The sequence below is a fragment of the Micromonospora sp. M71_S20 genome (assembly GCF_003664255.1).
GTDB lineage: Bacteria > Actinomycetota > Actinomycetes > Mycobacteriales > Micromonosporaceae > Micromonospora.
The window spans coordinates 454,376-477,743 of the sequence record NZ_RCCV01000004.1 but is presented as its reverse complement, the minus strand read 5'-3'; the positions used below and the strand labels follow the sequence as shown (position 1 = coordinate 477,743).

Here is a 23,368-nt window from a genome sequence, read left to right as displayed (position 1 = left end):
TGCGACTCCGCTGGACGTGGGGGACGGTCATCGGTGGGACGGGGAGGCCGGTCGACCGCCGTGCTCGCGCACGAGCGCCAGCCGGTCGACCTTCCCGCTCGGCGTACGGGGGAACTCCGCCGGGAGGTGGACGAACCGCGACGGCAGCATGTAGTCGGGCACCCGGGCCGTGATCGCCCGGCGGAGCGTGTCGAGGTCGAGCTGCTCGCCCGAGGCGGTGCGGTAGAAGGCGGTGAGGCGGGTGTCGCCCACCCCGAGGGTCTCTGCGGTCACCACCGCCCCGACGACGCCGGGCGCCTGGCGCACCACGGCTTCGACCTCGCCCAGCTCGACGCGGTAACCGCGTATCTTCACCATCCCGTCGCGCCGGCCCAGGAACTCGATCCGCCCGTCGTGGAGGAACCGGGCGACGTCGCCGGTCCGGTACAGCCGCCCGATTCCGGGCAGCGGGCTGTCGACGAAGCGCTCCCGGGTCAGCTCGGGCTTGCGCCAGTAGCCGTCGGCCAGCGGCAGCCCGGAGACGCACAGCTCGCCGGCGACACCGACCGGCTGGGGTCGCAGCCGGTCGTCGAGGATGGTGACGCGGGCGCTGTTGATCGGATAGCCGATCGCCGGCAGCAGTGGCCACGTGGCCGGATCACCGTCGATCCGCAGCGATGTCACGCTGTGCGTCTCGCTCGGGCCGTACTGGTTGAACAGTGTCGCGTCGTCGAGTGCGGCGAAGAACTGCCGAATCGCCGGCGTGACGTGGATCTGCTCGCCCGCGCAGACGAACTCCCGAAGGGGCGGCGGCTCCAGCCCGAGTGCGGTCACGTACTGGGCGATGCTCTGCAACGCCGCGAACGGCAGGAACATCCGCCGTACGGCGTGCTTCCCGATCACCGCCAGCAGCAGGTCGTAGTCGGCCCGTTCCTCGGCGTCGACGAGCACCAACGTGCCGCCCGTCGACCAGGTGCTGAAGATCTCCAGGAACGACGCGTCGAAGCTGAGCGCCGAGTACTGCAGGGTCCGGTCACCGGGGCCACAGGCGGAGTCACCGCACTGCCAGGCGACCAGTCCGGCCAGCGGGCCGTGCGGCATCGCCACGCCCTTGGGCAGGCCGGTGGAGCCGGAGGTGTAGATCAGGTAGGCGAGGTCGGCCTCGGTCGCGACGGGCAGCGCGGACCCGGCTCCGTCCGGCAGGTCGTACCATCGATCCGGTTCGAGGACGGTGACGCCGTCGGGCATCGGCACCGCGTCGACCAGCCACGGCTGGGCGAGCAGGCACGCCACGTCGCTGTCGCCCAACATGTACGCCAGGCGCTCGCCTGGGTAGGTCGGGTCCAGCGGCACGTAGGCGGCGCCCGACTTGAGCACCGCCAGCACCGCGACGACCATGTCGACGGACCGCTCCAGGAGGATCCCGATCGGTCGCACCGGTCCCCCGTCGCGCTGCCGGTGCAGCACCTGGGCCAGCCGGTCGGCGGCGGCACCCACCTCGGCGTAGGTGACCTGCCGGTCCCGCCAGATGGCCGCGATCGCGTCGGGGGTGCGTTGCCGCTGCGCCTCGAACGCCTCGTGTGCCAGCGCTGGCCGGGTGGTGGGCGCCGGGGCCTGCGCGAAGACCCGCGTGACGAGGTCGAACTCGTCAGGGGCCAGCAGGTCGAGGTCGCCGATCGACCGACCCGGCTCGGAGAGCGCGCTCGCCAGCAGCGTCCGGAACCGGTCGACCAGGCGCCGCGCGGTCGCCGGGTGGTAGAGCTCGGTGGAGTAGTCGAGCATGCCCAGCACCGGGCCGTCGGATCCACTCAGCCGTAGCAGCAGGTCGAACTTGCTCGTGCCGGTGTGCACCTCCAGCGGCTCGACCCGCAGACCGGGCAGCCGCAGCTGGGTCGACTCGCCGTCGTCGATCCCGATGACCGCCTGGAACAGTGGGAAGCGATCCGGTTCGCCGGCGGTGACGGTCTGGCGGACGATCGTCGTGAGCGGTACGCCGCAATGCCGCTGCGCCGCCAGGCTCTCCTGCTTGACCGCCGCCACCAGGTCGGCGAACGACATCTCCGGCGTCACCGTGAGCCGCAGCGGCAGCAGATCCGCCAGGCACCCCACGACCCGGTCCAGTTCGGCGGCACCGCGGCGGGCCACCGGTGTGCCGACGACGAGGTCCTGCTGCCCGCCGTGGCGGTGCAGCAGGGCGGCGTACGCGGCCGTCAGCACGGTGAACGCGGTGGTGCGCCCGGCGCGCGCGACGGCCCGCACGGCCTGCGCGGTCGCGCCGTCGAGTACGAACTCGACCCGGTCCCCTGCGTGTCCGATCTCGGCCGGGCGCCGCCAGTCGGCCGGGACCGTCGTGAACTGTGGCGGCGACTGCAACCGGTCACGCCAGTAGGCCACGGCTGCGGCGTCGGCTTCCTGCGCCCGCTGCCGCCGCGCGTACTCACCCATGGTCAGCGCGGGCACCGGCGGCAGCGTCGGGTCGGCGTACCAGCGGGCGATGTCGTCGGCCATGACCTGGAGCGACCAACCGTCCATGGCGATGTGGTGCAGCAGGAGGGCGAGCACGTGGTCCTCGCGCCCGAGCCGGAGCAGGAAGGCCCGCATCGGGGCCTGGTCCAGGTCGAGATCGAGTTCGGCCAGCTCACGCAGCCGCCGCTCGACCGCCTCCGGCGGACAGTCTTCGCTCTCGAGCGCCGCTCCCGTGTCCTCGACGATCTGAGCCGGCTGCCCCTCGTGCAGCCCGTACCGGGTGCGCAACCCGGGGTGTGCGGATGTCAGGCGGTCGATCGCCAGGGCGAGCGCGCCGGTGTCGAGCGGGCCGTGGATGCGGTGCGTCCACAGCACGGTGTAGCGGGACCTGCTCTCCGCGAAGGCGTCGCTGAGCCAGATCGCCTCCTGCTCGTGGGTCATGGGGTGGACGGTCAACGCGTGCTCCGGGTTCGGGTCGTCGGGGTACGGGCCGCGTTCGCCAGCGCATCGCGGTCGAGCTTGCCGTTGGGGGTCAGTGGGAACCGGTCCAGGGCCCGCACGATCGTCGGGACGAGCGGCCGGGGCAGCCGGTTCAGCAGGTCGCGGCGCAGCGCCGCGGGTCCGCCCGGATCGTCGCCGGGCACGTAGAACAGCGCCAGGGCCTGGTCGACGACGGTCACCGTGCAGTCCCGTACGCCGGGTGACTGTCGGGCCGCCGCCTCGACCTCCGCGGGTTCGATGCGATGGCCGCCGACCTTCAACTGGCGGTCGCGCCGGCCCCGGAAGCGCAGGAGCCCGGCCGGATCGATCAGGCCGTAGTCGCCGGTGCGGTATGCCCGCACCGTCTCGCCGCCGATCTCCACCGGCACGAACGCGCCGGCGGTCAGCTCCGGCTCGCCCAGGTAGCAGGTGGCCAGGCCGTCGCCTGCGACACAGATCTCGCCGGTTTTCCCGGGCGGGCAGATCCGGCCCTGCCCGTCGAGCACCAGTACGGTCGTCGCCGGCACGGGTGAGCCCAGAGGGATGTCCGCACCGTCGGCGCAGTCTTCGAGCCGCACTCGGTGGGTGGTGGCGTGCATGCAGCTCTCGGTGGGGCCGTACCCGTTGAGCAGCTCGGTGCGCGGGTGGCGGCGCAGGAACCGGGCCGCGTGCGGCGCGGGCAGGCGTTCCCCGCCCACCAGCACCGTTCCCAGCCCGGCGAAGCTGTCGAGGTCCTCGTCGACGAAGAGCGCGAACAGCGAGGTCGTCAGGCGCAGCGTGGTCGCGCCGTGCTGCTCGACCATCCGGCGCAGTTCTCCGGGGGTGAGGTAGTCGCCGTCGACGAGCAGCGACGTGCCGCCGGTCATCAGCTGGCCGAACAGCTCGTAGCTGTACATGTCCCACCACGGCGGCGCCCCCTGGGGCATCGCGTGGCCGGGACCGAAACCTGGCGGCGGGGTGGCACGGAACATCCGCGTCAACGCCCGGTGCGGCAGCACCACGCCCTTGGGCCGGCCAGTGGTGCCCGAGGTGAAGACGACCGTCGCCGCCGCCTCCCCGTCGATCGCCGTCCCGGGCGCGGTGGGCGGGTGGGCCGTGCCGCCCGGTCCAGGGGCCGGGTCGGTGGCCGTCAGCGGCAGGACCGTGCGGCCGCCCCAGTCCTGACCCGGATCGGTGGTGAGCACCAGGGCGGCCCCGACAAGGTCGGTGATGGCGAGCCGGCGCGGCGTCGGCCACCGCGGGTCGATGGTCGTGTACGCCGCGCCGCACCACAGCACGCCGAGTTGGGCGGCGACCAGCTCCGGGCAGCGGTGTGCGCAGAGCGGGACGATCGCACCCGCACCGATCCCGTGTGCACCGAGGCGTGCGGCCACGGCGAGCGCGCGCCGGTGCAGCTCGGCGTACTCGACCGGTGACCCCTGGTGCACGAGGGCGGTGGCGTGCGGAAACTGCTCGGCCGACCGGGCAACCGCCTGGTGGACCAGTGCCTGCCCCGCACCGTCAGCCGGCGTCACCGGCGGACCTCGCCGACACGAGGGCGATGAAGTCGCCGAACACGTCGTTGTCCAGCAGGTCGACCGGGGTCAGCGCGACTCCGGTCGCACTCTCGATCCGCGCGCAGATCCGCAGCGCCTGCAGCGACGTGCCGTCGTGGTCGTAGAAGCTGTCGGCGGGATCGACCTCGTCCAGGCCGAGGACGTCGGCGATGACGTCCGCGACGACCTGCGCGGTGGACCGCGTCACCGGGCGGCCTCCGCACCGATCGCAGCGGCGAGCGCGACGACCGTACGGTTGCGCAGGATCAGCCGCATCGGCAGGCGGTTGCCGACGCGGTCGGTGAGTTCGACCATCACCTGCACGGCGGTCAGCGAGTTGCCTCCGGCGACCTCGAAGAAGGGGTCCTCGTCGCCGAAGTCGGCGTGGCCCAGCACCTTCTCCCACACCGCACGCACCTCGTCGACGAGGTGCTGCGGCGGATTCTGGGTGGCATTGGACATCGTCACTCCGTTCTCCACAGGCCGATGGTCAGTCGCGGCGGGCGGCGCGGTCGAGGCGCTCCGTCAGCGCGGCGGCGAGCGCCGCGACGGTCGGGTACTTGAACAGGTCGGTGACCGGCACCTCGACCGCGAACTCCCGGCGGATCTCGCGGTGCACCTGGATGAGCGTCATCGAGCTGGCGCCCAGCGCGAACAGGGGCACGTCGCGCGGCAGGCGCTCGGGCGCGGCGCCGAGCGCTCGGGCCCAGAGGTCGGCGAGTTTCCGCTCGACCACGCCGCGCGGCTGTGCGTCGGCGCCGACCGGGAGACCCACCTCCGGCACGGGCAGGCGGCGGGGATCGGCCTTGCCGGTGTTCCCGGTCGGGATCCGGTCGATCGCGACCAGGTAGGCGGGGACCAGTTCGGCGGGCAACTCCCCGGCGAGGTGCGCGCGCAGCCGCGCCGCGTCGAGACCGTCGAGGGTGACCGCGTACGCCACGAGCGCGTCGGGCCGTCGGGGATGGACCGCGACGAGGGCGTCGACGATCCCGGGAAAGCGCAGCACGACGCGCCGGACGCCCTCCAGCTCGACGCGCAGTCCGCGGACCTTGACCTGGCCGTCCTCGCGGCCCAGGAAGGCGATGTCGCCGTCGCCGCACCACCGGGCCAGGTCGCCCGTGCGGTACAGGCGGCCGCCGCCCTGGCGGCTGACGGTGTCGGGCACGAACACCTTCGCGGTCAGCTCGTCGCGGTTGACGTAGCCCAGCGCCAGTCCGACGCCCCCGACGTGGAGTTCGCCGGGGAACCCCGGCGGCAGCAGCTGTCCGCCCTGGCCGAGGACGTAGGCCCGCATCCCGGCCACGGGCCGACCGATGGGCGGGTCCGCGTCGGGCTCCAGCGGCCCGTCGGCGAGGACATGGAATGTCGCGTCGATGGTGGTTTCGCTCGGCCCGTAGAGGTTCACCACGCGGGCGCGGGTGGCGGCGGCCGCCGCGGCGGCCGTCTCACGGGTCAGCCGCTCCCCGCCGCAGAAGAGCCAGCGCAGGCGCGGACAGTCCCAGTCGGAGCGTTCCGCGAGCATCGCGCCGAGCAGGGTCGGCACGAACTGCGCCACGCTCACCTCGTGGGTGCGCAGTTCGGTGTGCATCAGGGCCGGGTCGCGGTGGGCGTGGGCGGGAGCGACGACGACAGCGGCGCCGATGACCAGCGGAGTCAGGTACTCCCAGACGGAGGCGTCGAACACCGGTGAGGTCTTGAAGTAGAACCGGTCGGTGCGGTCGAGGCCGAACTCGTGCTGCTTGAAACGCAGGTGGTTGAGGATGGCGCGGTGCGGGACGACCGCCGTCTTCGGCAGTCCCGTGGTGCCCGAGGTGGTGATCAGGTACGCCGGAGCGGCGGGGTCGGCGGCGACGTGCGTGAGCGGCGCCGCCGACCCGGCCGGCGGAGGCGCCTGTGCTGCGACGACCACCGGCAGCCCGGCCGGGGCGTCGGCGGTCGCCGTGACGACGGCGGCGCCGGCCGCGGCGTCGCTCAGCAGGAAGGAGCGTCGGTTGGCCGGTTGTTCCATGTCCACGGGCAGGAAGGCGTGGCCGCACCGCAGGACCGCGAGCACGGCCGCGACGAACGCCGCGGAGCGCGTCATGCACAGCGCCACCACCGAACCGGGCGGTAGGGACAGCGCGCCGATCTCCGCGGCCAGGAGGTTGGACCACCGGTCCAGCTCGGCGTAGCTCACGGTGCGATCGCCGGCGACGAGCGCGAGCGCGTCGGGCCGGTCGGCGGCGCACGCACGGAACGCCTCGACGATGCCGGGGCCGGTGTGGGCCGGCGGCCCCACGGACCAGTCGGTGAGGATGCGCTCCTCGGTCTCGGGGTCCGCCAGCCGCACCGTGAGCGGGGCGCCGGCGTCGGCATCGGCGAGGAGTTGGGCCAGCACTGTCTCGAATCCGCGGGCGATGGCGTCGGCCTCGGTGGCCTGGAACAGGTTCGTGCAGTAGTCGAGCCGCCCGGTGAGCACTCCCCCGCGCAGGTTGATGGACAGCAACAGCTCGGCCTTGCTGCCCCGGGTGGCGAACTCGACCGGCTCGCTGACGACGCCGGGCAGGGCGAGGAGGGGGAAGGACGCGTCGTTGAAGGAGAGCACCGCCGGCAGCGGAGGACGGCCCGGCTGGATCATGCGTCCGCCCGACCCTGCCGCGGCCAGTGCGACGCCCTGGTGCTCCACCCCGTCCATGACCCGGTCCTGCACCAGGCGCACGTACTCTGCGAGGCTGGGGGTGGCCAGGCAGGGCGCGCGAAGTCGAAGCATGTCGGAGAACAGGCCGACGACGTGCCGGTACCGTGGCCGTCGCCAGTCGACGCCGGGAAAGGCGACCACGACGTCATCGCTGCGGGTGTAGTGCTGCAACACCAACGTGTACGCGGCCATGCAGGCGGAGAACGGCGTCACCTCGATGCGGGCGGCCCGGGCGTCCAGGTCGGCGGGCAGCCGCACCGCGATCGACGCGACGCGGGGCTCGACGGCGGCCGACCCGACGGTGCTCGGGGCGATGCCGCAGCCCGGGTCGACCCCGTCCAGGGACTCCTGCCAGAACCGCTGCGCGGCCCGGCCGGCCGGGGAGGCGGCGAAGTCCTGCTGCCACCGCACGTAGGAGAAGTAGTCGGGGCCGTCGGTCTCCGGTTCGGCGACGCCCGCGTACGCACGCGACAACTGGTCCAGGAACACGGGCAGCGACGGCGCGTCCACCGCGAGGTGGTCGAAGACGATCAGCAGCAGTGCCGCCGCCTCGTGCTGACGCAGCAGGTGGGCCCGCAGCCGTACGGAGTCCTCGGCCACGAACGGCACCGCGCACAGTGCCGTCAGGTGCGCGTCGAGGTCGTCCGCCACCACGTCGGTGGTCCGCAGCAGCGACGCGGGTGCCGGCTGGAGCACCTGATAGGTGACGGACTGCTCCTCCTGAAGTTGGACGCGCAGTTGTGGCTGACGCCGGACCACCTCCGTGAGGGCCCGGTCCAGGCGCCCCTCGTCCAGGGCACCCGTCAGCCGGTACGCCACGGCGACGTTGTAACCCGCGCCGTCCGAGACGAACTGCTGTGCGACATGCACGGCGCGCTGCTGGACGCTGAGCGGCACGCGGGCGTGGTCCGGCCGCGATGGCTTCACATGCTCCCCCCGTCATGAGCGGCTCGGATGCGCCCCTCGCCAGCGGTCGTACGGCCCTACCGTCCCATCCATGCCGAAGTGAGCGGCCCGCCCGACCGGCGGTCGTGCGAAGTATTGGGCGATTGAAGCACGTCTTTCAATACAGTGTGAGTTGTTTCACACCGGTTGATCGTCCACGATTCCACCGATAGCTTGGCCGGAAGCGATTCACGTCAAAGTCGCATGCTGAATGACGGAATCGCCGACTGCCCCGGGCGGCAAATCCGCAGCGGCATCGCGCTCTGCCGGAGGGGCGTGCGTCGAATTTTGCGAAGTCAATTGAATAGCAAGCGTATTACCGGTGACGCCTGCGCTACCACGGCCGGTCTTGTTGCGCGCACAACAGGCAAAGGAGACCGAACCTGATGGCACTTATCGACCTGCTGTCCGAACTCGCGGGCCTGGGCATGCGCCTTTCCGCACAGGGTGACAAGCTGCGGATAACCGGCCCGCGCGAGCGGCTCACCGAGCCGCTGCGAGCCCGCCTCGCCGCGCACCGCGACGAGGTGCTGCAGTTCGTTCGCGAGCAGGAGCACGAAGAGCGGCGCCGCAGTGTCCGCATCGTCCCGGTCGACCGCACCCGACCGCTGCCGGCCTCCTACGCGCAGCGGCGCCTCTGGCTGATCGAGCAACTCGCGACCGACGTGCCGATCTACAACATGTACATGGCGCGCACCATCACCGGTCCGCTCGACACCGACGCGATGCGGCTTGCCGTCGAGACCATCACGGCCCGGCACGAGATCCTGCGCAGCGCGCTCGTGGAGGACGGCGACGACCTGTTCCAGGTGCCGGACCCGGCGGGACGCCCCGCGTACACCGAGCACGACCTGCGGGAAGCCGCCGACGAGACGGTCCGGCAACTGCTGTACGACATCGTCGCGACCCGCTTCGACCTGTCGCGGGCCCCGCTCATCCGCTTCGACCTCATCCGCACCGGCGCCACGGACTGGATCCTCGTCATCACCCAGCACCACGTCATCTCCGACGGCTGGTCGGCGGGCATCATCCGCAAGGAGATCTCGGAGCTGTACTCCGCCGCCGTCGAGGGCCGCGAGCCGGACCTGCCCGACCTGCCGGTGCAGTACGCCGACTTCGCCGCGTGGGAGCGGCAGTGGATCACCGGCGAAGTGGCCGCACAGCAGCGCGAGTTCTGGCGCGGCCAGTTGGCGCAGTTGCCGGCGGCGCTGGAGCTGATGCCCGGCCGGCCCCGGGCCGCGGTGCAGAGCTACCGCGGTGACGCGCTGGTGTTCACCTACGACGCGGAGCTGATGAAGCGGCTGCGGGAGCTGTGCGCCGAGTGCGGCACCACCCTCTACGGCGCCCTGGTCGCGGCGTACGGCCTGCTGCTGTCACGGATGACCCGCGCTGACGACCTCGCGATCGGCAGCCCGCTGGCCAGTCGGCCCTACCCCGTGCTGGAGAACACCCTCGGCCTGTTCTTCAACTCGATCACGGTACGGATGCGGCCCGATCCGCAGCAGACGGTCCGCGAGTACCTCGCCGCGGTCCGCCGCAGCGTCTTCGACGCCTTCGCCCACCAGGATCTCCCCTTCGACCAGGTGGTCCAGGCGGTCGCGCCGGATCGCAGCGTCTCGCACTCGCCGCTGTTCCAGGCCATCTTCATCCTGCAGAGCTACCCCGAGACCGGGCTGTCGCTGACGGGCCTGGAGACCGGGCAGGCCGTCGCGCCGGTCTACGCGACGCAGTACGACATCATGTTCAAGTTGCGCGAGGACGGCGATCTGGGCACGGGCTTCCTCGTCTACAACAGCGAGATGTTCGCCAAGTCCGACATGTCGCGCCTGGTGGACTGGTTCGCGCGCGTGGTCCGGCTGATGGCGGCCGACCCCGACGCCAGCCTCGGTGACCTGGTGCTGGCCGGCGCCGAAGACCTCGCCCACGTGGCCCGATGGAACGCCGCCACCGCCCGGGAGCTGCCCGCCCTTCCGGTGCACCGGCAGATCCTGGCCCAGCTGCACGCCGACCCCACCGCACCCGCGGTGACCTTTCGCGGCCACACCCTCACCAGCGCCGCGCTGGCCGAACGGGCCCAGGCCATCACGGCCGGTCTCGTCGCGGCGGGGCTACGCCCCGGCGACCGCGTCGGCGTCCTGGTCCCCCGATCCACCGATCTCGTCGCGACCCTGCTCGGCGTGCTCAGCGCCGGCATGGCGTACGTGCCTCTCGACGGCGCGGCACCGCAGCCTCGGTCGGCGGCCAGCCTGGCCATCGCCGAATGCGCCGCGCTGATCGTCGAACACCCCGCCGTGCCGTCACCGCCGTTCGACGGCCGGGTCCTGCCGCTGACCGAACTCACCGGTCACCCGCCGCTGAGCACTCTTCCCGAGGTCCCGGCGGACAGCACCGCATACGTCATCTTCACCTCGGGCTCGACCGGCGTGCCGAAGGGCGTCCGCATCGCACAGCGCAACCTGACCAACTTCTTCGCGGCGATGGACGAAACGGTCCCGCTTCCGCCACGGCCGGTATGGCTCGCGGTCACCAACGTCACCTTCGACATCGCGGTGCTCGAACTGCTGTGGACCCTCAGCCGCGGTGTCCACGTCGTCCTCGGCGAGAGCATGGAGACGCTGCACCGGTTGGCGGAAGCCGACACCGAGCCGGTCAAGGTCCCCGACCTGATCGAGACCGCCGGGGTCAACGCGCTGCAGGCGACACCCACGTTCGTCCGTACGGTGCTGCGGATGCCCGGCGGACCCCGGGCCCTCGCCCGGCTGCACACCCTGCTGGTCGGCGGTGAGCCGCTGGACCCGGCGCTTGCCACCACGCTGCGCGAGCTCGGCATTCCCAGGGTGCTGAACATGTACGGTCCGACCGAGACCACGGTATGGTCCACCGCCTGGCAGCTCGACTCCGGGCCGCCGCTGGTGGGCAGGCCGGTCGCCAACACCACGGTGCACATCGTCGATGCCTTCCTGCGTCCGGTGCCCGTCGGCATGTTCGGCGAGCTCGTCATCGGCGGCGCGGGGGTCAGCCAGGGCTATGTCGGGGACCCGGAACTGACCGCGCGACGCTTCGTCTCGGCGCCGCACCTCGACGACGGAGCCACCGTCTACCGCACCGGCGACCTCGCGCGGATGACGCCCGACGGCACGATCGAACTGGTCGGTCGCTTCGACAACCAGGTCAAGCTCAACGGCCACCGGATCGAGCTGGAGGAGATCGAGCGGGCGGTGGCCGCTCTGCCCGGTCTGCAGGACTGCGCCGTGGTCGTGCAGACCGACGGCGACCAGAGCCGCCTCGCCGCCCACTGCGTCACCGCCGACGGCGCAGCGGTGGACGAGGAATGGCTGCGGGTCGAGCTGGCGCGCACGCTGCCGCCCCAGATGATCCCCGGCCTGGTCGCCACCATCCCCGCGCTGCCGGTCTCTCCCAACGGGAAACTCGACCGCAAGGCGCTGCCCAGGATCGAGGCACGCGCCGTCGGGTCCGAGCCGGTCACGGCGGACGGCGACCTCGAAGAGGCACTGCTGGCGGCCTGGCGCCGGGTGTTGGGCGACGAGCGCATCGGGGTGACCGACGACTTCTTCCGCTCCGGCGGCAACTCCCTGCTGGTGGTCCGCCTGCTCAGTGAGGTGCGTGCGCAGGCCGCGCCCCAGGCGCGCATCGTCGACCTGTTCCGCTTTCCGACGGTACGCAACTTCGCGGCGCACCTGGCCGGTGGGGCCGCCGATGAGCCCGGCGTGGCAGCGGACCACGACGAGGCGCAGCGCGCCCGCCTGCGCCGGCAGCAGCAGGTGCGCCGCAAACGGCAGGCGCGCACCGGAGGCTAGCGACGCGCCGCACGCTCAGCGGTAGACGACGTTCAAGCGCTCGTTCAGCTCGGCCAGAGACGCCAGGACCGCCTCGTGCGTCGTCGCCGTACCGTGCACCAGACCGATGCTGTTGGCGGTGCCGTCGCGCCAGTCCAGCGCCCGGCCCGGCTTCGAGCGCAACTCGATGCTGCGGATACCGCCGACGTCGCGGGGCCGCACGTCGTTCCAGGACACCAGGGTCTTCGCTTCGACCGGCGGTGCCAGCAGGTAGGCGAACTCCATGCGCTTCCACACCAGGGTGGGCACCGTCACCGGCTCGCCTGTCGCGAGCCGCAGCACGGTCCGCACGAGGTCGAAGCCGGACGCTCGGCGGAGCAGCACCGGAACGTAGCCGCCCATCCGGCCGTTCACTTCGATCACGCTAGGGCCGGCCGGGGTCAGCTTGACCTCGGTGTGCGTCACGCCGTGCCGGACCCCCAGCGCCCGCAGTGCGGCACTGGCGACCTCGGCCACGGCTGCCTGGTCGCGCTCCGACAGCGTGCAGGGAAGCACGTGCCCTGTCTCACGGAACGGCGGCGCGAGCGGGAGCTTGGAGGTCACGCAGACGGTCTGGACGTCCTCGCCCTGCACCACGGATTCGACCGAGACGTAGTCACCCCAGCATTCCCCAGCGACCGACGGGTCTCCGGTCAGCAGCTCTTCCAGGACGAAGTCGCCGGTGCCACGTGCCACGAACTCGGCCACGTAGCCGCGGCACCGCTCCAGCGACTCGATGCGGGCGGTGTCCACACTGCCGGCACCGTTGCGCGGCTTCAGCACCGCCGGCAGTCCGATCTCGGCGAGGGCGACGACCGCATCGTCGACCGTACTCACCAGCCGCGCCTGCGGCGAGGGCACCGCCGCCGCGTTCAGCAGCGTGCGCTGCAGGAACTTGTCGGTCAGGGCGGGCACGGTCGCCGGGCTGTGGAACGACAGCCCGCAGCGCTGGGCGATGCGGGCAGCCAGGTGCAGCCAGGTGTCGTTGAACGCGGCCACCCCGTCCGGGCTCAGGCTCGCAGCCAGGTCGCAGATCTCGTCCTCGGACAGTCCGACAGCATCGACGACGCGAACGTTCTCGGGGATCACCCACATGTCCGAACCTGCCGCGTCCTCGTGCCTCATCCGCAGGAACACGACATCACAGACGTCGCGCGCGGCCGACAGGACGGTCACCGCACTGGCCGAGCCTCTGTCGTAGACGATGAGGCACGTCGGAAGACTCATCTGGCCGGCTCCTCCAACCTTCGGCCCCGGGTTCGACGGGCGCCCCGACCGCAGGCGGGGACGGACGCCGGCGTCGCCTGAACGGCCCGACCTCGACGTTCCGCGCCGCCGCCACCCGGGCGCAGAAAGCGCAACGCCCGATACGCCGAGCCCGAACGGACCGACCACGTGCCCGACCGTCCGCGCTGGGCACGGGGGCGAGACAGGACCTGCCCGATGGTAGCGGTAATCGCGGGGCGGCAGGGGTCCCGAGCCGTCGCCCCTCGGTCAGCGGCCGGCGGTGCGCCGGGTTCCCGACGAATCCGGTTGGCGACAGCCAAAATCCCTTCACCATCACCAGCGATTCTGACACTGTGCGGTCGGTAGGAAACCCTTCGGACTGGGTGGGAGAGCGATGGCGAAGCGTTGGTTGATCACGGGGTGTTCGAGCGGACTCGGTCGGGCCCTCGCGGCCCGGCTCGCCGCCGAGGGGGAACAGGTGGTGGCGACGGCCCGACGGCCGGAGACCCTCGGCGAACTGGTGGCCCAGCATCCGGGCAACGTGGTGGCCGCCGCGCTGGACGTACGGGATCCGGCGCAGTGCGTGGCGGCGGTCGAGCGGGCGGTGGACGCCTTCGGCGGTGTCGACGTCCTGGTCAACAACGCCGCCTACGGCCAGTTCGGCACCCTCGAGGAGGTCACCGACGCGGAACTCGCCGCGCAGTTCGACACCAACGTCTTCGGGCCTTGGCGGCTCACCCGGGCCGTACTGCCGGTGTGGCGGGCGCAGCGCTGCGGGCACGCGGTCTTCGTCAGCTCGGTCACCGGTGTGGTCCCCATCCCCGGGATGGCCGCGTACACGGCGAGCAAGTTCGCGATGGAGGGAGCGGCCGAGTCGCTGGCCGCCGAGGCCGGGCACCTCGGGGTGAAGGTCACCATCCTGCAGCCGGGCGGCTTCGCCACCGGTTACAGCGCCAACCTGGTCATGCCGGAACACCGGATCGCGGACTACACGCCGGTCAGCGACGGCATGCTCGGCGCGCTGCGCAGCATGAACACCTGGATCGAGGTGAACTCCCCCGAACTCTTCGCGGACGTGGTCTGGCGGCTCGGCCAGATGGAGTCGCCGCCGCTACGGCTGCCGGTGGGACCGGACTCGGAGAAGTTCCTGAAGGCCGCCTACGACGCCCGGCGCAATGAGTACGACCAGGTCGTCAAGGCGGGCCATCACATCCTGGCGTGAGCGCCCGGACTCGTGCCGGCGAGCAGTCGCGCCAGGCACCGGCAGTGCGGTGACGTGGCGCAGCGGAGAACGGAGCATCGCAAGTGGTACAGATGCCGGAGTAGCTCGGCTCGCAGGACGGGAACTCGGCGCCACCAGGCAGGGCGAAGACGGACGGTGAAGGGTCAACCATCGGGTAGGTCGAGAAACACCGCCCGGCCCCCCTGCACTACGCACAGCGTGACATCCGGGTAGTGGTCAACCAGCACCGGCCGGGCTTCGTCCGCATCGCCCTCGACACCGACGGTGACGCACCGGCCGATGTCCGGGCCGACACTGTTGATGATGATCCCGCGCCGCTCCCAGTAACGGGTGTCGGCGGCGATGACCGTCTTCCAGTGGTCGAGTTGAGCCTGCGTGTGCACGGCGTCGACCAGGCGCACGCGGGTACGGGGCACGAGAGCCCGCACCGCTTCGGCGAACCCCCGATCGCCGGGTACACCATGCACGAGCAGCACGTTGCCGGGCACATCCAACCCCACCCCGCCGAACGCGTGAGCCCAGCGCTGGCGGGCGATCTCCTCCACCCGCGTGGCCGCGTCCATCAGGTCGCTCTGGTGCGGCCAGTACGACGTGTCGGGTGACGGCGAGGCGGCCACCATCTGCGCTGGGGCCGCGATGCCGGGCAGTGTGGGGGCAGCGGTGGCCGCCAGGACGAGCACGGCCGGCACGGCGTACAGCATGGGGTGTCGCACCTCGGGGCCTCCTCGAAGTGGGATGCTCACCCTGTGAACGAGCCGGGCCCCGCCCCCGACACCACCGCAGCCGTGAACAGCCGCCGACGGGAAACCGTCCGGACTGGGTCAGCCCCAGGCGTGGTCGAGTGCCAGCGCCAGCCGCCTGGCCCACTGCTCGGCGGTGCCCGTGATTCCGGGGCACTCGTCGGTGAAGTTGGTCCAGTCGACCTGCCAGGACAGCACGGTCTCCGCCGTGAAGCCGTCGGCTTCGGCGCCGAGTTCCGGTCGCATGAGCTGACGGACGAGGGCCTGGTCGACGGTGGTGTGTTCGGCGAGCAGGACCGCGTCGTAGAGGTCCTTGCCTTGCGGGTACATGTCGGTGGCAAGCCACAACAGCTTCCACGCCAGCGCCAGCGAGGCGGGCGCGGCCAGTAGCGGCTCGTCGACGTCGGGCAGTATCAACACCTCTGGTGGTAGGGGCAGCCTTTCACCGAAGACAACGTCGACCTGCACGTGGCCGTCCGGTGCCTGCGGTGTGGTGAACGGGATGACGAGGCGGCGCCCGTCGGCGCGTTCGTACGTCCAGATGGCGGACTCGGTGATCCGGTCTGGTCGCAGGCCGGCGCCGGGTGCGGTGCGGACCGCGGTCTTGATGTCGTCGAGCAGCACACGGGCATCGGTGCTGTCGCTGGTGATGGTGTGCGGGGTGACGACGAAGTCGAGGTCGCCCGGCTCGCGGGCGGCGGCGCCGACCCAGGCCGCCATGGTGACACTGCCGCGCAGGACCAGATGCCGACCCCAGGTGGTTGCGGCGACGGCGGCCAGGACGTGACGCATGGCGGCGCGTCGGGCGTTGGTCCACAGCCGGTCGGTGGCCGCCACGAGGAAGTCGGGCTCGCCCGCCCGGTAGGCGTTCGGATACTGTTTGAGGGCGGGATCGAACGCCGCCCGCTGGCGGACGGTCGGACTGGCGGGTAGCGGCCGGTAGGTCGGCGGATAGTCCGGGGAGCCCGCTGGCGCGGACCTCATCCGGTTCTCGTGCTCCAGGTCCCACCCGCTCGCGACCGCAGTGGGCGAGTCGAGCCAGCCCTGGTCGTGGTGGAGGTCGCTGTCGAAGACGACGTACTCCTGCTCCATCGCCACGGGTTCGTGGTCCGCGGCGCGGAGGGTCTCGACGAGTTCGTCCAGCCGCTGCCTGGCCGTGGTGAGCCCGACACCGTGACAGCGCTGGTTGACGAACCGCTCCTGCGCGCCGTCGGTCAACTCCCGGCGGGCGTTGCGCGACAGCCGCGCCCCGTGCGGTGCGACCAGGTCGGTGAGGGCCACCAGATCGGCCACCGCCGTAGCGGGTAGCAGCAGTTTGACGTGATGCTCGAAATACCGGCCAACCGGCTCGGCCGCCGCCTGCTCATCCGACTGCGGTATCCAGACGCACCAGGGTGCCGCCTCGATCTTCGAACGGCAGGGATACACCCCTGCCTCGCGCAGTTCGCGTTGCCAATGCTGCGCCGTCGCGTGCTGTTCGGCCAGGGTGCCTCGACCGGTCAGGGTGAGCATCGGTTGAGAGACGTACGCGCCACGGTCGAGCACGATGTGGACGAACCTCAGACCATGCCGGGCGGCGAAAGCCGACAGCTTCTCGGCCTGGTGAGCATGAGCCGTGATGTGGATCTCAAAGTCCCCCGACACCTCAGACACCGGCGAAGTCTACGGCGCGGCCACCGGGCCGGGAAACGCGATTCTCGCGAACTCCGAGTTCCCTCGGATGAGATCCGTGGGGTGCCATCGTCCCGCCTAGGCACGCATTAGTCACCCGGCCTCAGCCTCCGCCCCGTCCGGGCCACCCGACGCACATGCTCCAGACGGCCAGCCAGCAGGGCCAGTCCGAGCCCGGGGGCAGCGGTGAAGATCAAGAACCCGGGAGCACGCTCAGGGAAGCCGTGAAATCCCGAGTCTTCCGCCTCGTACCAGTCCAGCACCTGCAAGCCGAAGAACCACAACAGAGCAGCAACGGCTGCGATCAATGCCAGGAGGGCCAGGAACCGTCCGATTCGGGCGAGTGCCAGGCTGTGCATGGACAGAACCAACATCAGCGGCACGACCGTGGCTGCGGCGACCACGAGGGCCAGCCACCCCAGTCTCCGAACGTGTGCAGTGGGGCGCGGTCGACAGCGATAACGGCCACGATCACGGCGGATGTCGCCCAGGCCGTCCATGCGAACGGCCCGAAACAGCGGATGATGAACGACTCGCACAGCTCTGCGACGGACTGCATGAGGGCAGGCCAAAGAGCGACCGGCCAGCGGGGAACCGATCAGCCGGCCAACTGACAGCGGAATCTCTCACCGGCGAGCAGAATCCCTGTCTCGACGTCGGGCGGTGGCCGGGCTTCCTGACCACCGATCGTCGCGCCCGTTCAGAACTGCCGCACGGCCAGCAGGCTGAGGGCGGCCACGAGCACGACGCCCGCCGTGACGGTGATCGTGCGGATCCGTACCCGCAGGTCGGCGTCCCACCTGTAGCCGGTGCCGGCGGCGCGGCGGGCCAGCGGGGTCATCGCGCGTCCGACACCGAAGCCGATCCCGGCGAGCATCGCGACGTGCAGGCGCTGACCGCCGAGGAGCAGGGCGACCGCCAGCACGTACGGAGCACTCGCCGAGACGTAGGTGCGGACCCCGGTGCCCATCTCGAAGCCGAACTGCAGCGCCCCGCGCCGCAGGCTGCGCTGAAGCACGTCCTGCGGCACCTGCCGGGCGTTCTGCGGCAGCCGGATCGGCACCAGGCCCACCTCGCGGAGCAGCCCCAGCACCGCCACCGCCACGATGCCCGCGTGCCGCCACGGGACGGGCAGGGGCGCGGACAGGCCGGAGAGCAACCCCAGCACCAACCCGCTGAGCAGGCCACCGGCGATCAACCCTACGACGAACAGGCTGAGGACGACGCCCTGCCGATCTCGATCCCGCCACCCGGGCGAGGCCAGCGCGTGCGCGCTGTTGTGCGTTCAAACGGAGCCGGAGAGCGTGTAACCCGCGAGCCCTCCGATCATCGCCCAGGTGAGCACGTGTCCGTACGCGGCGGCGGCGAGCGCACCGACGGCGAGCAGCACGAGGGGTACGAGGGGGTCGCCGACCCGGCGCAGTGCCGCCCGGGCGTGCCCCGGCAGCGTCCGGGTCATACGGCGGCGCCGGTCAGCGTCCGCCAGGAGTTGACCCCGATCACCCCGTCGACCGTCAGCCCGTTCTGCCGCTGGAAGTCGCGCGCCGCGCTGTCCGTCGCCGGGCCGAAGGACCCGTCGACCACCAGCGCGTAGCCGCGCCTGTTCAGCTGGCGCTGCGCGGCGCTGACGACCTGGCCGCTGTTCCCGGAGCGGACCGTGGTCACGAGCTTCGGCCAGGTGGTCGCGTCGACGACACCGGTGGCCCCGAGGCCGGCCGCCGTCTGGAAGCTCTTCACCTTCGCCTCGGTGTCGGCACCGAAGATCCCGTCGATGTCGGTCGCGTGCCCGCGGGCGGTCAACAGGTGCTGCACCGTGTAGACGTTGACCCCCGTGTTGCTCCGCCGGGTGGTGGGCCAGCTGGCCGCGCCCAGGCATCCGCACTTGGTGTTCCAGCGGCAGATCGACTTCACCCAGCCGGAGCTGGTCTTCTTGTACCCGTCGTGGCACCGGCGTTCGACCGAGCAGGCGCAGGCGCCGCACGCCCCGTTGTAGGCCCACAGCCAGCCGTCGTAGGTGCCGCCGTAGCACTGGTTCGGCCGCAGGATCCAGGTGACGCCGTCGTTCTTGTGGAATCCGGTGTACGTCCCGCTGGTGTTGCAGGAGTCGGCGAAGATCGTGCTCGGGCCGCACCCCGGCGAGCAGTTGTGGTCGCTGGCGTACGTCGGGCACCCGGCATAGATGGTGTAGCCGTCGGCGTACGCGCGGCGGGCCGCCGGGAACACACTGAGCGCGGCCATCCCCACCGCGGTGCCCGCCCGGAGCAGGGTGCGCCGCGACATCTCCCACCCGGCGCGCCTCCGGCCGCCCGGCTGGACCGGCACCCGCCGGACGGCGGGCCCGGTGCCCGGGTCGTCTCCGCGCAGCCAGGGCACGGTGTCGATACCGGTCATGCCCGATCTCCCTGATTCGTGGCGACCGCCGGTGCGGGGTCGCCGGGTGGGCTGTCGACTTCGTCGAGCAGGCGGTGCAGTGCCGCGCGGGAGCCGAGCGGCTCGGCGCGCAGCACCCGCCCGGCCCGGTCGACGACGGTGGCGAACGGGGTGGCGAGGGCGTCGTAGCGCTCGAACAGCTCCGCCTGTCCGCCGAGCACGGTGATCGGCAGCTCCGCGGCCCGCGCCGGCGGGTCCTCCCGGTAGAGGACCCGGAACTCCAGGCCGGGGCGGACGTGTTCGCTCGCCTCGGCCAGCACCTCGGTGCACGTCCCGCAGTCGGGTTCCAAAAAGAGCAGCACCAGCGGAACCGCCGGTGCCGCCGGTGCCAGCCGGGCGAATTCGGGGGCTGGTGCGCCCGGCCGCAGACCGACCGACTCGGGACGGCGCTGGACCGCCCCGCTCGACAGCGCGTGCACCTGGCGTACCAGGCCCGAGACCGTGAACGCCAGCAGGAGTATCGCGATCCAGCTCAGGATCAGTGCGCTGGTCTGGAAGCTCATCCGGGCAGGCCTCCCTCTGTCGTGCCGATGGACCGGCGGGTCGTGGGCCGCCGGGCTGTCGCCGTCGCCGGCTCGTACATCGCGGCGGGCAGGTGCCACAGCAGCACGGTGAACGTGGCGGAGGCCAGCAGCACGACGGCCAGTGGGGCGTCGGCGCGATCCGCCGGGATGATCGAGCCGGACAGGAGCAGCGCGACCAGTGCCAGCCCGGCGAGGACCGCCGCCCGCGCCACCACCCAGCCGGTCATCGGCAGTTCCACCCGGGAGCATCCGCACGAGCCGGCGCGCCCGGTCGACCTCACGTACAGGCCGTAGCCGGCGTACAGGGCGAGCAGCGCGACGCTGCCGACGAGGACGGCGGCGAGCAGGCCCTCGCCGGCGGGGTGGAGCAGCGCCACGATCCCGGCGCCGGCGAGCAGGCCTTCGCCGGCGATGGCGATGGCGGCGACCGCGCCCGGAGCCGGAAGCACCCGGTGCGCGGCCAGGGCCTCGGCGAGCGCCGCCGGCCGTGACAGGTGCTCGGCGGTGCTGACGAGCAGGGTGAACAGGACGGTGTACGTGGCCACGCCGGCCAGCAGTCCGGACATCCCGACCTACCGGGCGGTCCGGACGCGGAGCCGGTCGACCAGAGTGGGCACCTGCTCCATGTCCGTGTCGGCGAACGGCACCAGGCTGAGCCAGGCGTCCGCCGCAGCCAGTACGAAGTAGGGCTGCCCGTCGGGCAGGACGTCCCGGAAGAGTTCGCCCGCCTGCGTCTGGAGGCCACGCCAGGTGGGCAGTTGCCCGGCACGCTGCTTGGTGAGCGGTGCGATCTCCAGCAGGCCGAGCCCGGGAACCTCCTTGAGCACGGTGGCGGGTTCGACGAACTCGGCCCCGGTCTTCGAGGTCGGGCGCAGGGCCAGCCCGTCGTCGTGCTCCTCGACGCGCAGCGTCCGCAATGCCCCGAGCAGGTCGGTGGTCGCCGCGCCGTACATCTCGGTGAAGAAGCAGTGCCGCCGCCCCCGCCAGACCGCCACGAGCCGTTCCTCAGCCAACTGGATCTGCGGGTCGTACGACCGGATGCGCGCGGTCAGCAGCGTTCCGCCCTGGTAGGTGAGTTCCTCGTCGAACGTCTCGACGCCGAGCGTCCGGGCCACGTCGTCCGCGAGCCCGATCGCGCCGGCCGTGAACTCGTGCAGCCGGCCGCCGATCGTCACGTCGGCCACGGATGTGAACGGTGCGCTGAGGTCGAGTGAACCATCGAGCGAGAATCGGCCGTGGTCGATTGCCCGATGCGTCACCGGCGCGCCTCTGGCTGCCATGCGACCGCCCTTCGTCCGGGTCCGGAACTTACCAACGGCACCGTATACGGATCTGTAAATATCTGACAAGGTCGATCGCTGTCACGGTGCGGTGACAGCTCGGTGTCGGCGCGCTGACGCTGCGGGCGCGCGACGTCCGGCCCGAGCGGCACGGGCCGTGGAAGACGCCGACCGGCCGGTAGGGTTTTCCGCGTGGACCTGGCCGACACCGCCGCCCGGCTCGGCGTACCCGTCGAGGACGTCGACCGCGTGCACCGGCTCGCCGGCGACCGGCCGTCGGCTCCGCTGCCCGCGAAGGCCGACGCGCCCGCGATCCTCGACCGGCTCGCGGTGCGTCCGGACGACGCCGCCGAGATCCTGGCGGGCTGGCCCGAGCCCGGCTCTCCGCTGTGGACACCGGAGCTGCGCTGGCTGCTCGACCGCTCGATCGCCCTGGTCCGCGCCGATCTGGGGGGTTACGGCTGGCTGCCGCCCGGTCCGGCGCTGCCGCGCGAGCGGGGCCCCGCCTGGCGGCATCTCTACGTGTACGCGTACCTGGCCCTGGTCGACGTCGTCACGGCGTACCACCGCGACCACGGCATCGCCGACGCCGTGTCGTGGGTGACCCTCGCGGACCTGGGCCGCAACCTCGCGATCGACCGGCGGATGCACCGCGAGGGGTGGCCGGTCATGCAGAGCTGGCTCACGCTGCACGCGCGCGGCGGCATCTACGAGTTGGGCCGGCTGCAGCACCAGCGCGGCGACACCACCATCCACCTGCACATCCCCGAGTCGGGGCCGATGGGCCCGGAGGCGGTCGAGGCGTCGCTCGACGAGGCCCGTGCGTTCTTCCCGCGGCACTTTCCAGACGAGCGCCACACGGCGTTCTCCTGCGGCTCGTGGCTGCTCGACCCGCAGCTGCGGGAGTACCTGCCCGCGGACGCCAACATCGTCCGGTTCCAGCGGAGGTTCGAGCTGGAGCCCTACGAGGAGCCGGAAGGGCTGGACGCCGACGTCGAGGTGCTGCGGTTCGTGTTCCGCACCCTGACCACGCCGCTCGACCAACTGCCGCGCCGCACCCTCCTCCAGCGCGCGGTCGTCGACCACCTGCGGGCCGGCCGCCACTGGCAGTGGCGGCGCGGCACCTTCCCGATCTAGCCACACCCCCGGGTTCCGTACCGTTCAGCCGGATCGGCGGCACGGACGCGGACGTGGGGCGGGGCCACCGGTGTCCGGCGGCCCCGCTGGCGTGCCGTCGCTCAGACGATCTCCACTCCGTAGACGCTCAGCGCCTCGGTGACCGGCTGGAAGTAGGTGGTCCCGCCGGAGGAACAGTTACCGCTGCCACCCGAGGTCAGGCCCAGGGCGGTACTTCCGCTGAAGAGTGCGCCGCCGCTGTCGCCCGGCTCGGCACAGACCGTGGTGCGGATCAGGCCGCTGACGCTGCCCTCGGCGTAGTTCACCGTGGCGTCGGTCGCCTCGACCGTGCCGCCGTGCAGGCCGGTGGTGCTGCCGGAGCGCTGCACCGACTGCCCGACGAAGGCGTCAGCCGCGCCGGTGATGTCGCGGGTGGTGCCGTCGTACAGGTAGACGCTGCCGTCGGCGGCGGCCGGGTTGGTGTGCCGCACGATGCCGTAGTCGTCGCCGGGGAAGCTGCCGGTGCCGCCGGTGCCGAGCAGGTTGCCCTGCCCGGAGTCGGCGTACCAGTTGGCGGTGATGTCGGTGCAGTGTCCGGCGGTGAGGAAATAGTGGGTGTCACCGCTGCGGACGTTGAAGCCCAGCGAACAGCGGCCGCCACCCTCGGCGTAGATGGCCTCGCCGCCGGCGGCCCGGGTGCTGAGCGTGCCGGCCTCCCGCTGGATGCGGACGGTGCCGCCGAGCCGCTGCGCAACGGCCTCGACGCGCTCCAGCTTGGCGCCGGTCACCGTGCTGTCGACGGAGACCACGACCTGGTTGGTCGCCGGATCGGTCCACCACGCGGTGCCTGGCACCCGCGCGGCGCTGTTCAGCGTGCTGGTGGCGCGGGCGAGGTCGTCCGCACCGCGGGCGACGAGCTTCGGGGTCGCGCCGGCCGCGCGGACCTTGCGGGCAGCGGCGTCGTCGGTCACGGTGACGACCATGGCGCCGTCGGCACCGGCGTACGCCCCGCCGGAGCGGTCGCCGAGTGCGGCGGCGAGCGCGGAGGCTTGATCGGGGGAAGCGGGCGTAGCGGGCGCTGCCTGAGCGGGACTGCTGGTCAACGTGCCGACGACCAACGCGCCAGCCACCGACAGTGCGGTGACGCGGCGCAACGGAGACCCGGAGAGTCGCATGTGGTACCTCCATGGAGCTGAGCACGGGCTGCCTTTCAGGTAGC

Annotated in this window: 19 protein-coding genes; 3 read left to right on the top strand and 16 right to left on the bottom strand. The window is 71.9% G+C overall.

Going from position 1 to position 23,368, the window contains the following annotated elements; translation table 11 throughout:
- Positions 1–27: 27 nt before the first annotated feature.
- The 5 genes from DER29_RS31230 to DER29_RS31210 are packed head-to-tail and all read right to left on the bottom strand — an operon-like array spanning position 28 to position 8,034.
- Positions 28–2,886: an amino acid adenylation domain-containing protein gene (locus DER29_RS31230; RefSeq protein ID WP_121401205.1), complete on the bottom strand. Its 2,859-nt coding sequence runs from the start codon at positions 2,884–2,886 to the stop codon at positions 28–30.
- Positions 2,887–2,897: 11 nt separating this feature from the next.
- A complete protein-coding gene (locus DER29_RS31225; RefSeq protein WP_121401204.1) occupies positions 2,898–4,439 on the bottom strand; it encodes an amino acid adenylation domain-containing protein in 1,542 nt (513 codons plus the stop codon).
- A complete protein-coding gene (locus DER29_RS31220) occupies positions 4,426–4,668 on the bottom strand; it encodes a phosphopantetheine-binding protein (protein WP_121401203.1) in 243 nt (80 codons plus the stop codon). The genes DER29_RS31225 and DER29_RS31220 overlap by 14 nt, the downstream gene beginning before the upstream one ends.
- Positions 4,665–4,922 carry an acyl carrier protein gene (locus DER29_RS31215; protein WP_148710155.1) on the bottom strand — a complete coding sequence of 86 codons (258 nt, stop codon included), beginning with the start codon at positions 4,920–4,922 and terminating at the stop codon, positions 4,665–4,667. The genes DER29_RS31220 and DER29_RS31215 overlap by 4 nt, the downstream gene beginning before the upstream one ends.
- A 28-nt stretch (positions 4,923–4,950) precedes the next feature.
- The gene (locus DER29_RS31210; protein WP_158619122.1) at positions 4,951–8,034 is read right to left on the bottom strand and encodes an amino acid adenylation domain-containing protein; all 3,084 of its coding nucleotides are present in this window, start codon (positions 8,032–8,034) and stop codon (positions 4,951–4,953) included.
- 434 nt (positions 8,035–8,468) lie between these two features.
- Between DER29_RS31210 and DER29_RS31205 the strand changes: the two genes are divergently transcribed.
- Positions 8,469–11,900 (top strand): non-ribosomal peptide synthetase, encoded by a 3,432-nt coding sequence (locus DER29_RS31205; protein WP_121401200.1) that lies wholly within the window; start codon positions 8,469–8,471, stop codon positions 11,898–11,900.
- A 15-nt stretch (positions 11,901–11,915) separates the two neighbouring features.
- Here the strand turns inward: DER29_RS31205 and DER29_RS31200 are convergent, their stop codons facing one another.
- Entirely contained in the window at positions 11,916–13,094 is a 1,179-nt protein-coding gene (locus DER29_RS31200) for an acetyl-CoA carboxylase biotin carboxylase subunit family protein (protein WP_158619121.1), read from the bottom strand.
- Positions 13,095–13,539: 445 nt separating this feature from the next.
- On the opposite strand from DER29_RS31200, the gene DER29_RS31195 reads away from it, so the two are divergent.
- Entirely contained in the window at positions 13,540–14,367 is an 828-nt protein-coding gene (locus DER29_RS31195) for an SDR family oxidoreductase (RefSeq protein ID WP_121401198.1), read from the top strand.
- A 164-nt stretch (positions 14,368–14,531) separates the two neighbouring features.
- Here the strand turns inward: DER29_RS31195 and DER29_RS31190 are convergent, their stop codons facing one another.
- The 9 genes from DER29_RS31190 to DER29_RS31155 form a co-directional block, all read right to left on the bottom strand.
- A complete protein-coding gene (locus DER29_RS31190; protein ID WP_121401197.1) occupies positions 14,532–15,089 on the bottom strand; it encodes a hypothetical protein in 558 nt (185 codons plus the stop codon).
- 120 nt (positions 15,090–15,209) lie between these two features.
- A complete protein-coding gene (locus tag DER29_RS31185) occupies positions 15,210–16,781 on the bottom strand; it encodes a nucleotidyl transferase AbiEii/AbiGii toxin family protein (protein ID WP_121401196.1) in 1,572 nt (523 codons plus the stop codon).
- 107 nt (positions 16,782–16,888) lie between these two features.
- Positions 16,889–17,203, bottom strand: a complete 315-nt coding sequence (locus DER29_RS31180; protein WP_121401195.1) for a hypothetical protein — start codon at positions 17,201–17,203, stop codon at positions 16,889–16,891.
- A gap of 296 nt (positions 17,204–17,499) precedes the next feature.
- Entirely contained in the window at positions 17,500–17,997 is a 498-nt protein-coding gene (locus tag DER29_RS31175) for a hypothetical protein (protein ID WP_199729626.1), read from the bottom strand.
- 87 nt (positions 17,998–18,084) lie between these two features.
- On the bottom strand, positions 18,085–18,258 hold the full coding sequence (locus tag DER29_RS34965; protein ID WP_199729625.1) for a hypothetical protein: 174 nt from the start codon (positions 18,256–18,258) through the stop codon (positions 18,085–18,087).
- Positions 18,255–19,190 carry a peptidoglycan-binding protein gene (locus DER29_RS31170; protein WP_121401194.1) on the bottom strand — a complete coding sequence of 312 codons (936 nt, stop codon included), beginning with the start codon at positions 19,188–19,190 and terminating at the stop codon, positions 18,255–18,257. Before DER29_RS31170 ends, DER29_RS34965 begins: the two co-directional genes overlap by 4 nt.
- Positions 19,187–19,732: a hypothetical protein gene (locus tag DER29_RS31165; protein WP_199729624.1), complete on the bottom strand. Its 546-nt coding sequence runs from the start codon at positions 19,730–19,732 to the stop codon at positions 19,187–19,189. The genes DER29_RS31170 and DER29_RS31165 overlap by 4 nt, the downstream gene beginning before the upstream one ends.
- Entirely contained in the window at positions 19,729–20,319 is a 591-nt protein-coding gene (locus DER29_RS31160; protein ID WP_121401193.1) for a MauE/DoxX family redox-associated membrane protein, read from the bottom strand. The genes DER29_RS31165 and DER29_RS31160 overlap by 4 nt, the downstream gene beginning before the upstream one ends.
- Before the next feature lie 6 nt (positions 20,320–20,325).
- Positions 20,326–20,937 (bottom strand): hypothetical protein, encoded by a 612-nt coding sequence (locus DER29_RS31155; protein WP_199729623.1) that lies wholly within the window; start codon positions 20,935–20,937, stop codon positions 20,326–20,328.
- A 288-nt stretch (positions 20,938–21,225) separates the two neighbouring features.
- Here DER29_RS31155 and DER29_RS31150 point away from each other — a divergent pair, with 288 nt between their 5' ends.
- Positions 21,226–22,170 (top strand): acyltransferase domain-containing protein, encoded by a 945-nt coding sequence (locus tag DER29_RS31150; RefSeq protein WP_121401191.1) that lies wholly within the window; start codon positions 21,226–21,228, stop codon positions 22,168–22,170.
- Between the two features lie 101 nt (positions 22,171–22,271).
- On the opposite strand, the gene DER29_RS31145 is transcribed toward DER29_RS31150, so the two are convergent.
- Positions 22,272–23,324 carry a S1 family peptidase gene (locus tag DER29_RS31145; RefSeq protein ID WP_121401190.1) on the bottom strand — a complete coding sequence of 351 codons (1,053 nt, stop codon included), beginning with the start codon at positions 23,322–23,324 and terminating at the stop codon, positions 22,272–22,274.
- Between the last annotated feature and the right edge of the window lie 44 nt (positions 23,325–23,368).

What these genes read in the sequence shown, in the direction of transcription:
- DER29_RS31230 (WP_121401205.1), bottom strand. Translation starts at nt 2,886, where the DNA reads ATGACCCACGAGCAGGAGGCGATCTGGCTCAGCGACGCCTTCGCGGAG.
- DER29_RS31215 (WP_148710155.1), bottom strand. Translation starts at nt 4,922, where the DNA reads ATGTCCAATGCCACCCAGAATCCGCCGCAGCACCTCGTCGACGAGGTG.
- DER29_RS31205 (WP_121401200.1), top strand. Translation starts at nt 8,469, where the DNA reads ATGGCACTTATCGACCTGCTGTCCGAACTCGCGGGCCTGGGCATGCGC.
- DER29_RS31195 (WP_121401198.1), top strand. Translation starts at nt 13,540, where the DNA reads ATGGCGAAGCGTTGGTTGATCACGGGGTGTTCGAGCGGACTCGGTCGG.
- DER29_RS31190 (WP_121401197.1), bottom strand. Translation starts at nt 15,089, where the DNA reads ATGCTGTACGCCGTGCCGGCCGTGCTCGTCCTGGCGGCCACCGCTGCC.
- DER29_RS34965 (WP_199729625.1), bottom strand. Translation starts at nt 18,258, where the DNA reads ATGACCCGGACGCTGCCGGGGCACGCCCGGGCGGCACTGCGCCGGGTC.
- DER29_RS31170 (WP_121401194.1), bottom strand. Translation starts at nt 19,190, where the DNA reads ATGACCGGTATCGACACCGTGCCCTGGCTGCGCGGAGACGACCCGGGC.
- DER29_RS31165 (WP_199729624.1), bottom strand. Translation starts at nt 19,732, where the DNA reads ATGAGCTTCCAGACCAGCGCACTGATCCTGAGCTGGATCGCGATACTC.
- DER29_RS31160 (WP_121401193.1), bottom strand. Translation starts at nt 20,319, where the DNA reads ATGTCCGGACTGCTGGCCGGCGTGGCCACGTACACCGTCCTGTTCACC.
- DER29_RS31145 (WP_121401190.1), bottom strand. Translation starts at nt 23,324, where the DNA reads ATGCGACTCTCCGGGTCTCCGTTGCGCCGCGTCACCGCACTGTCGGTG.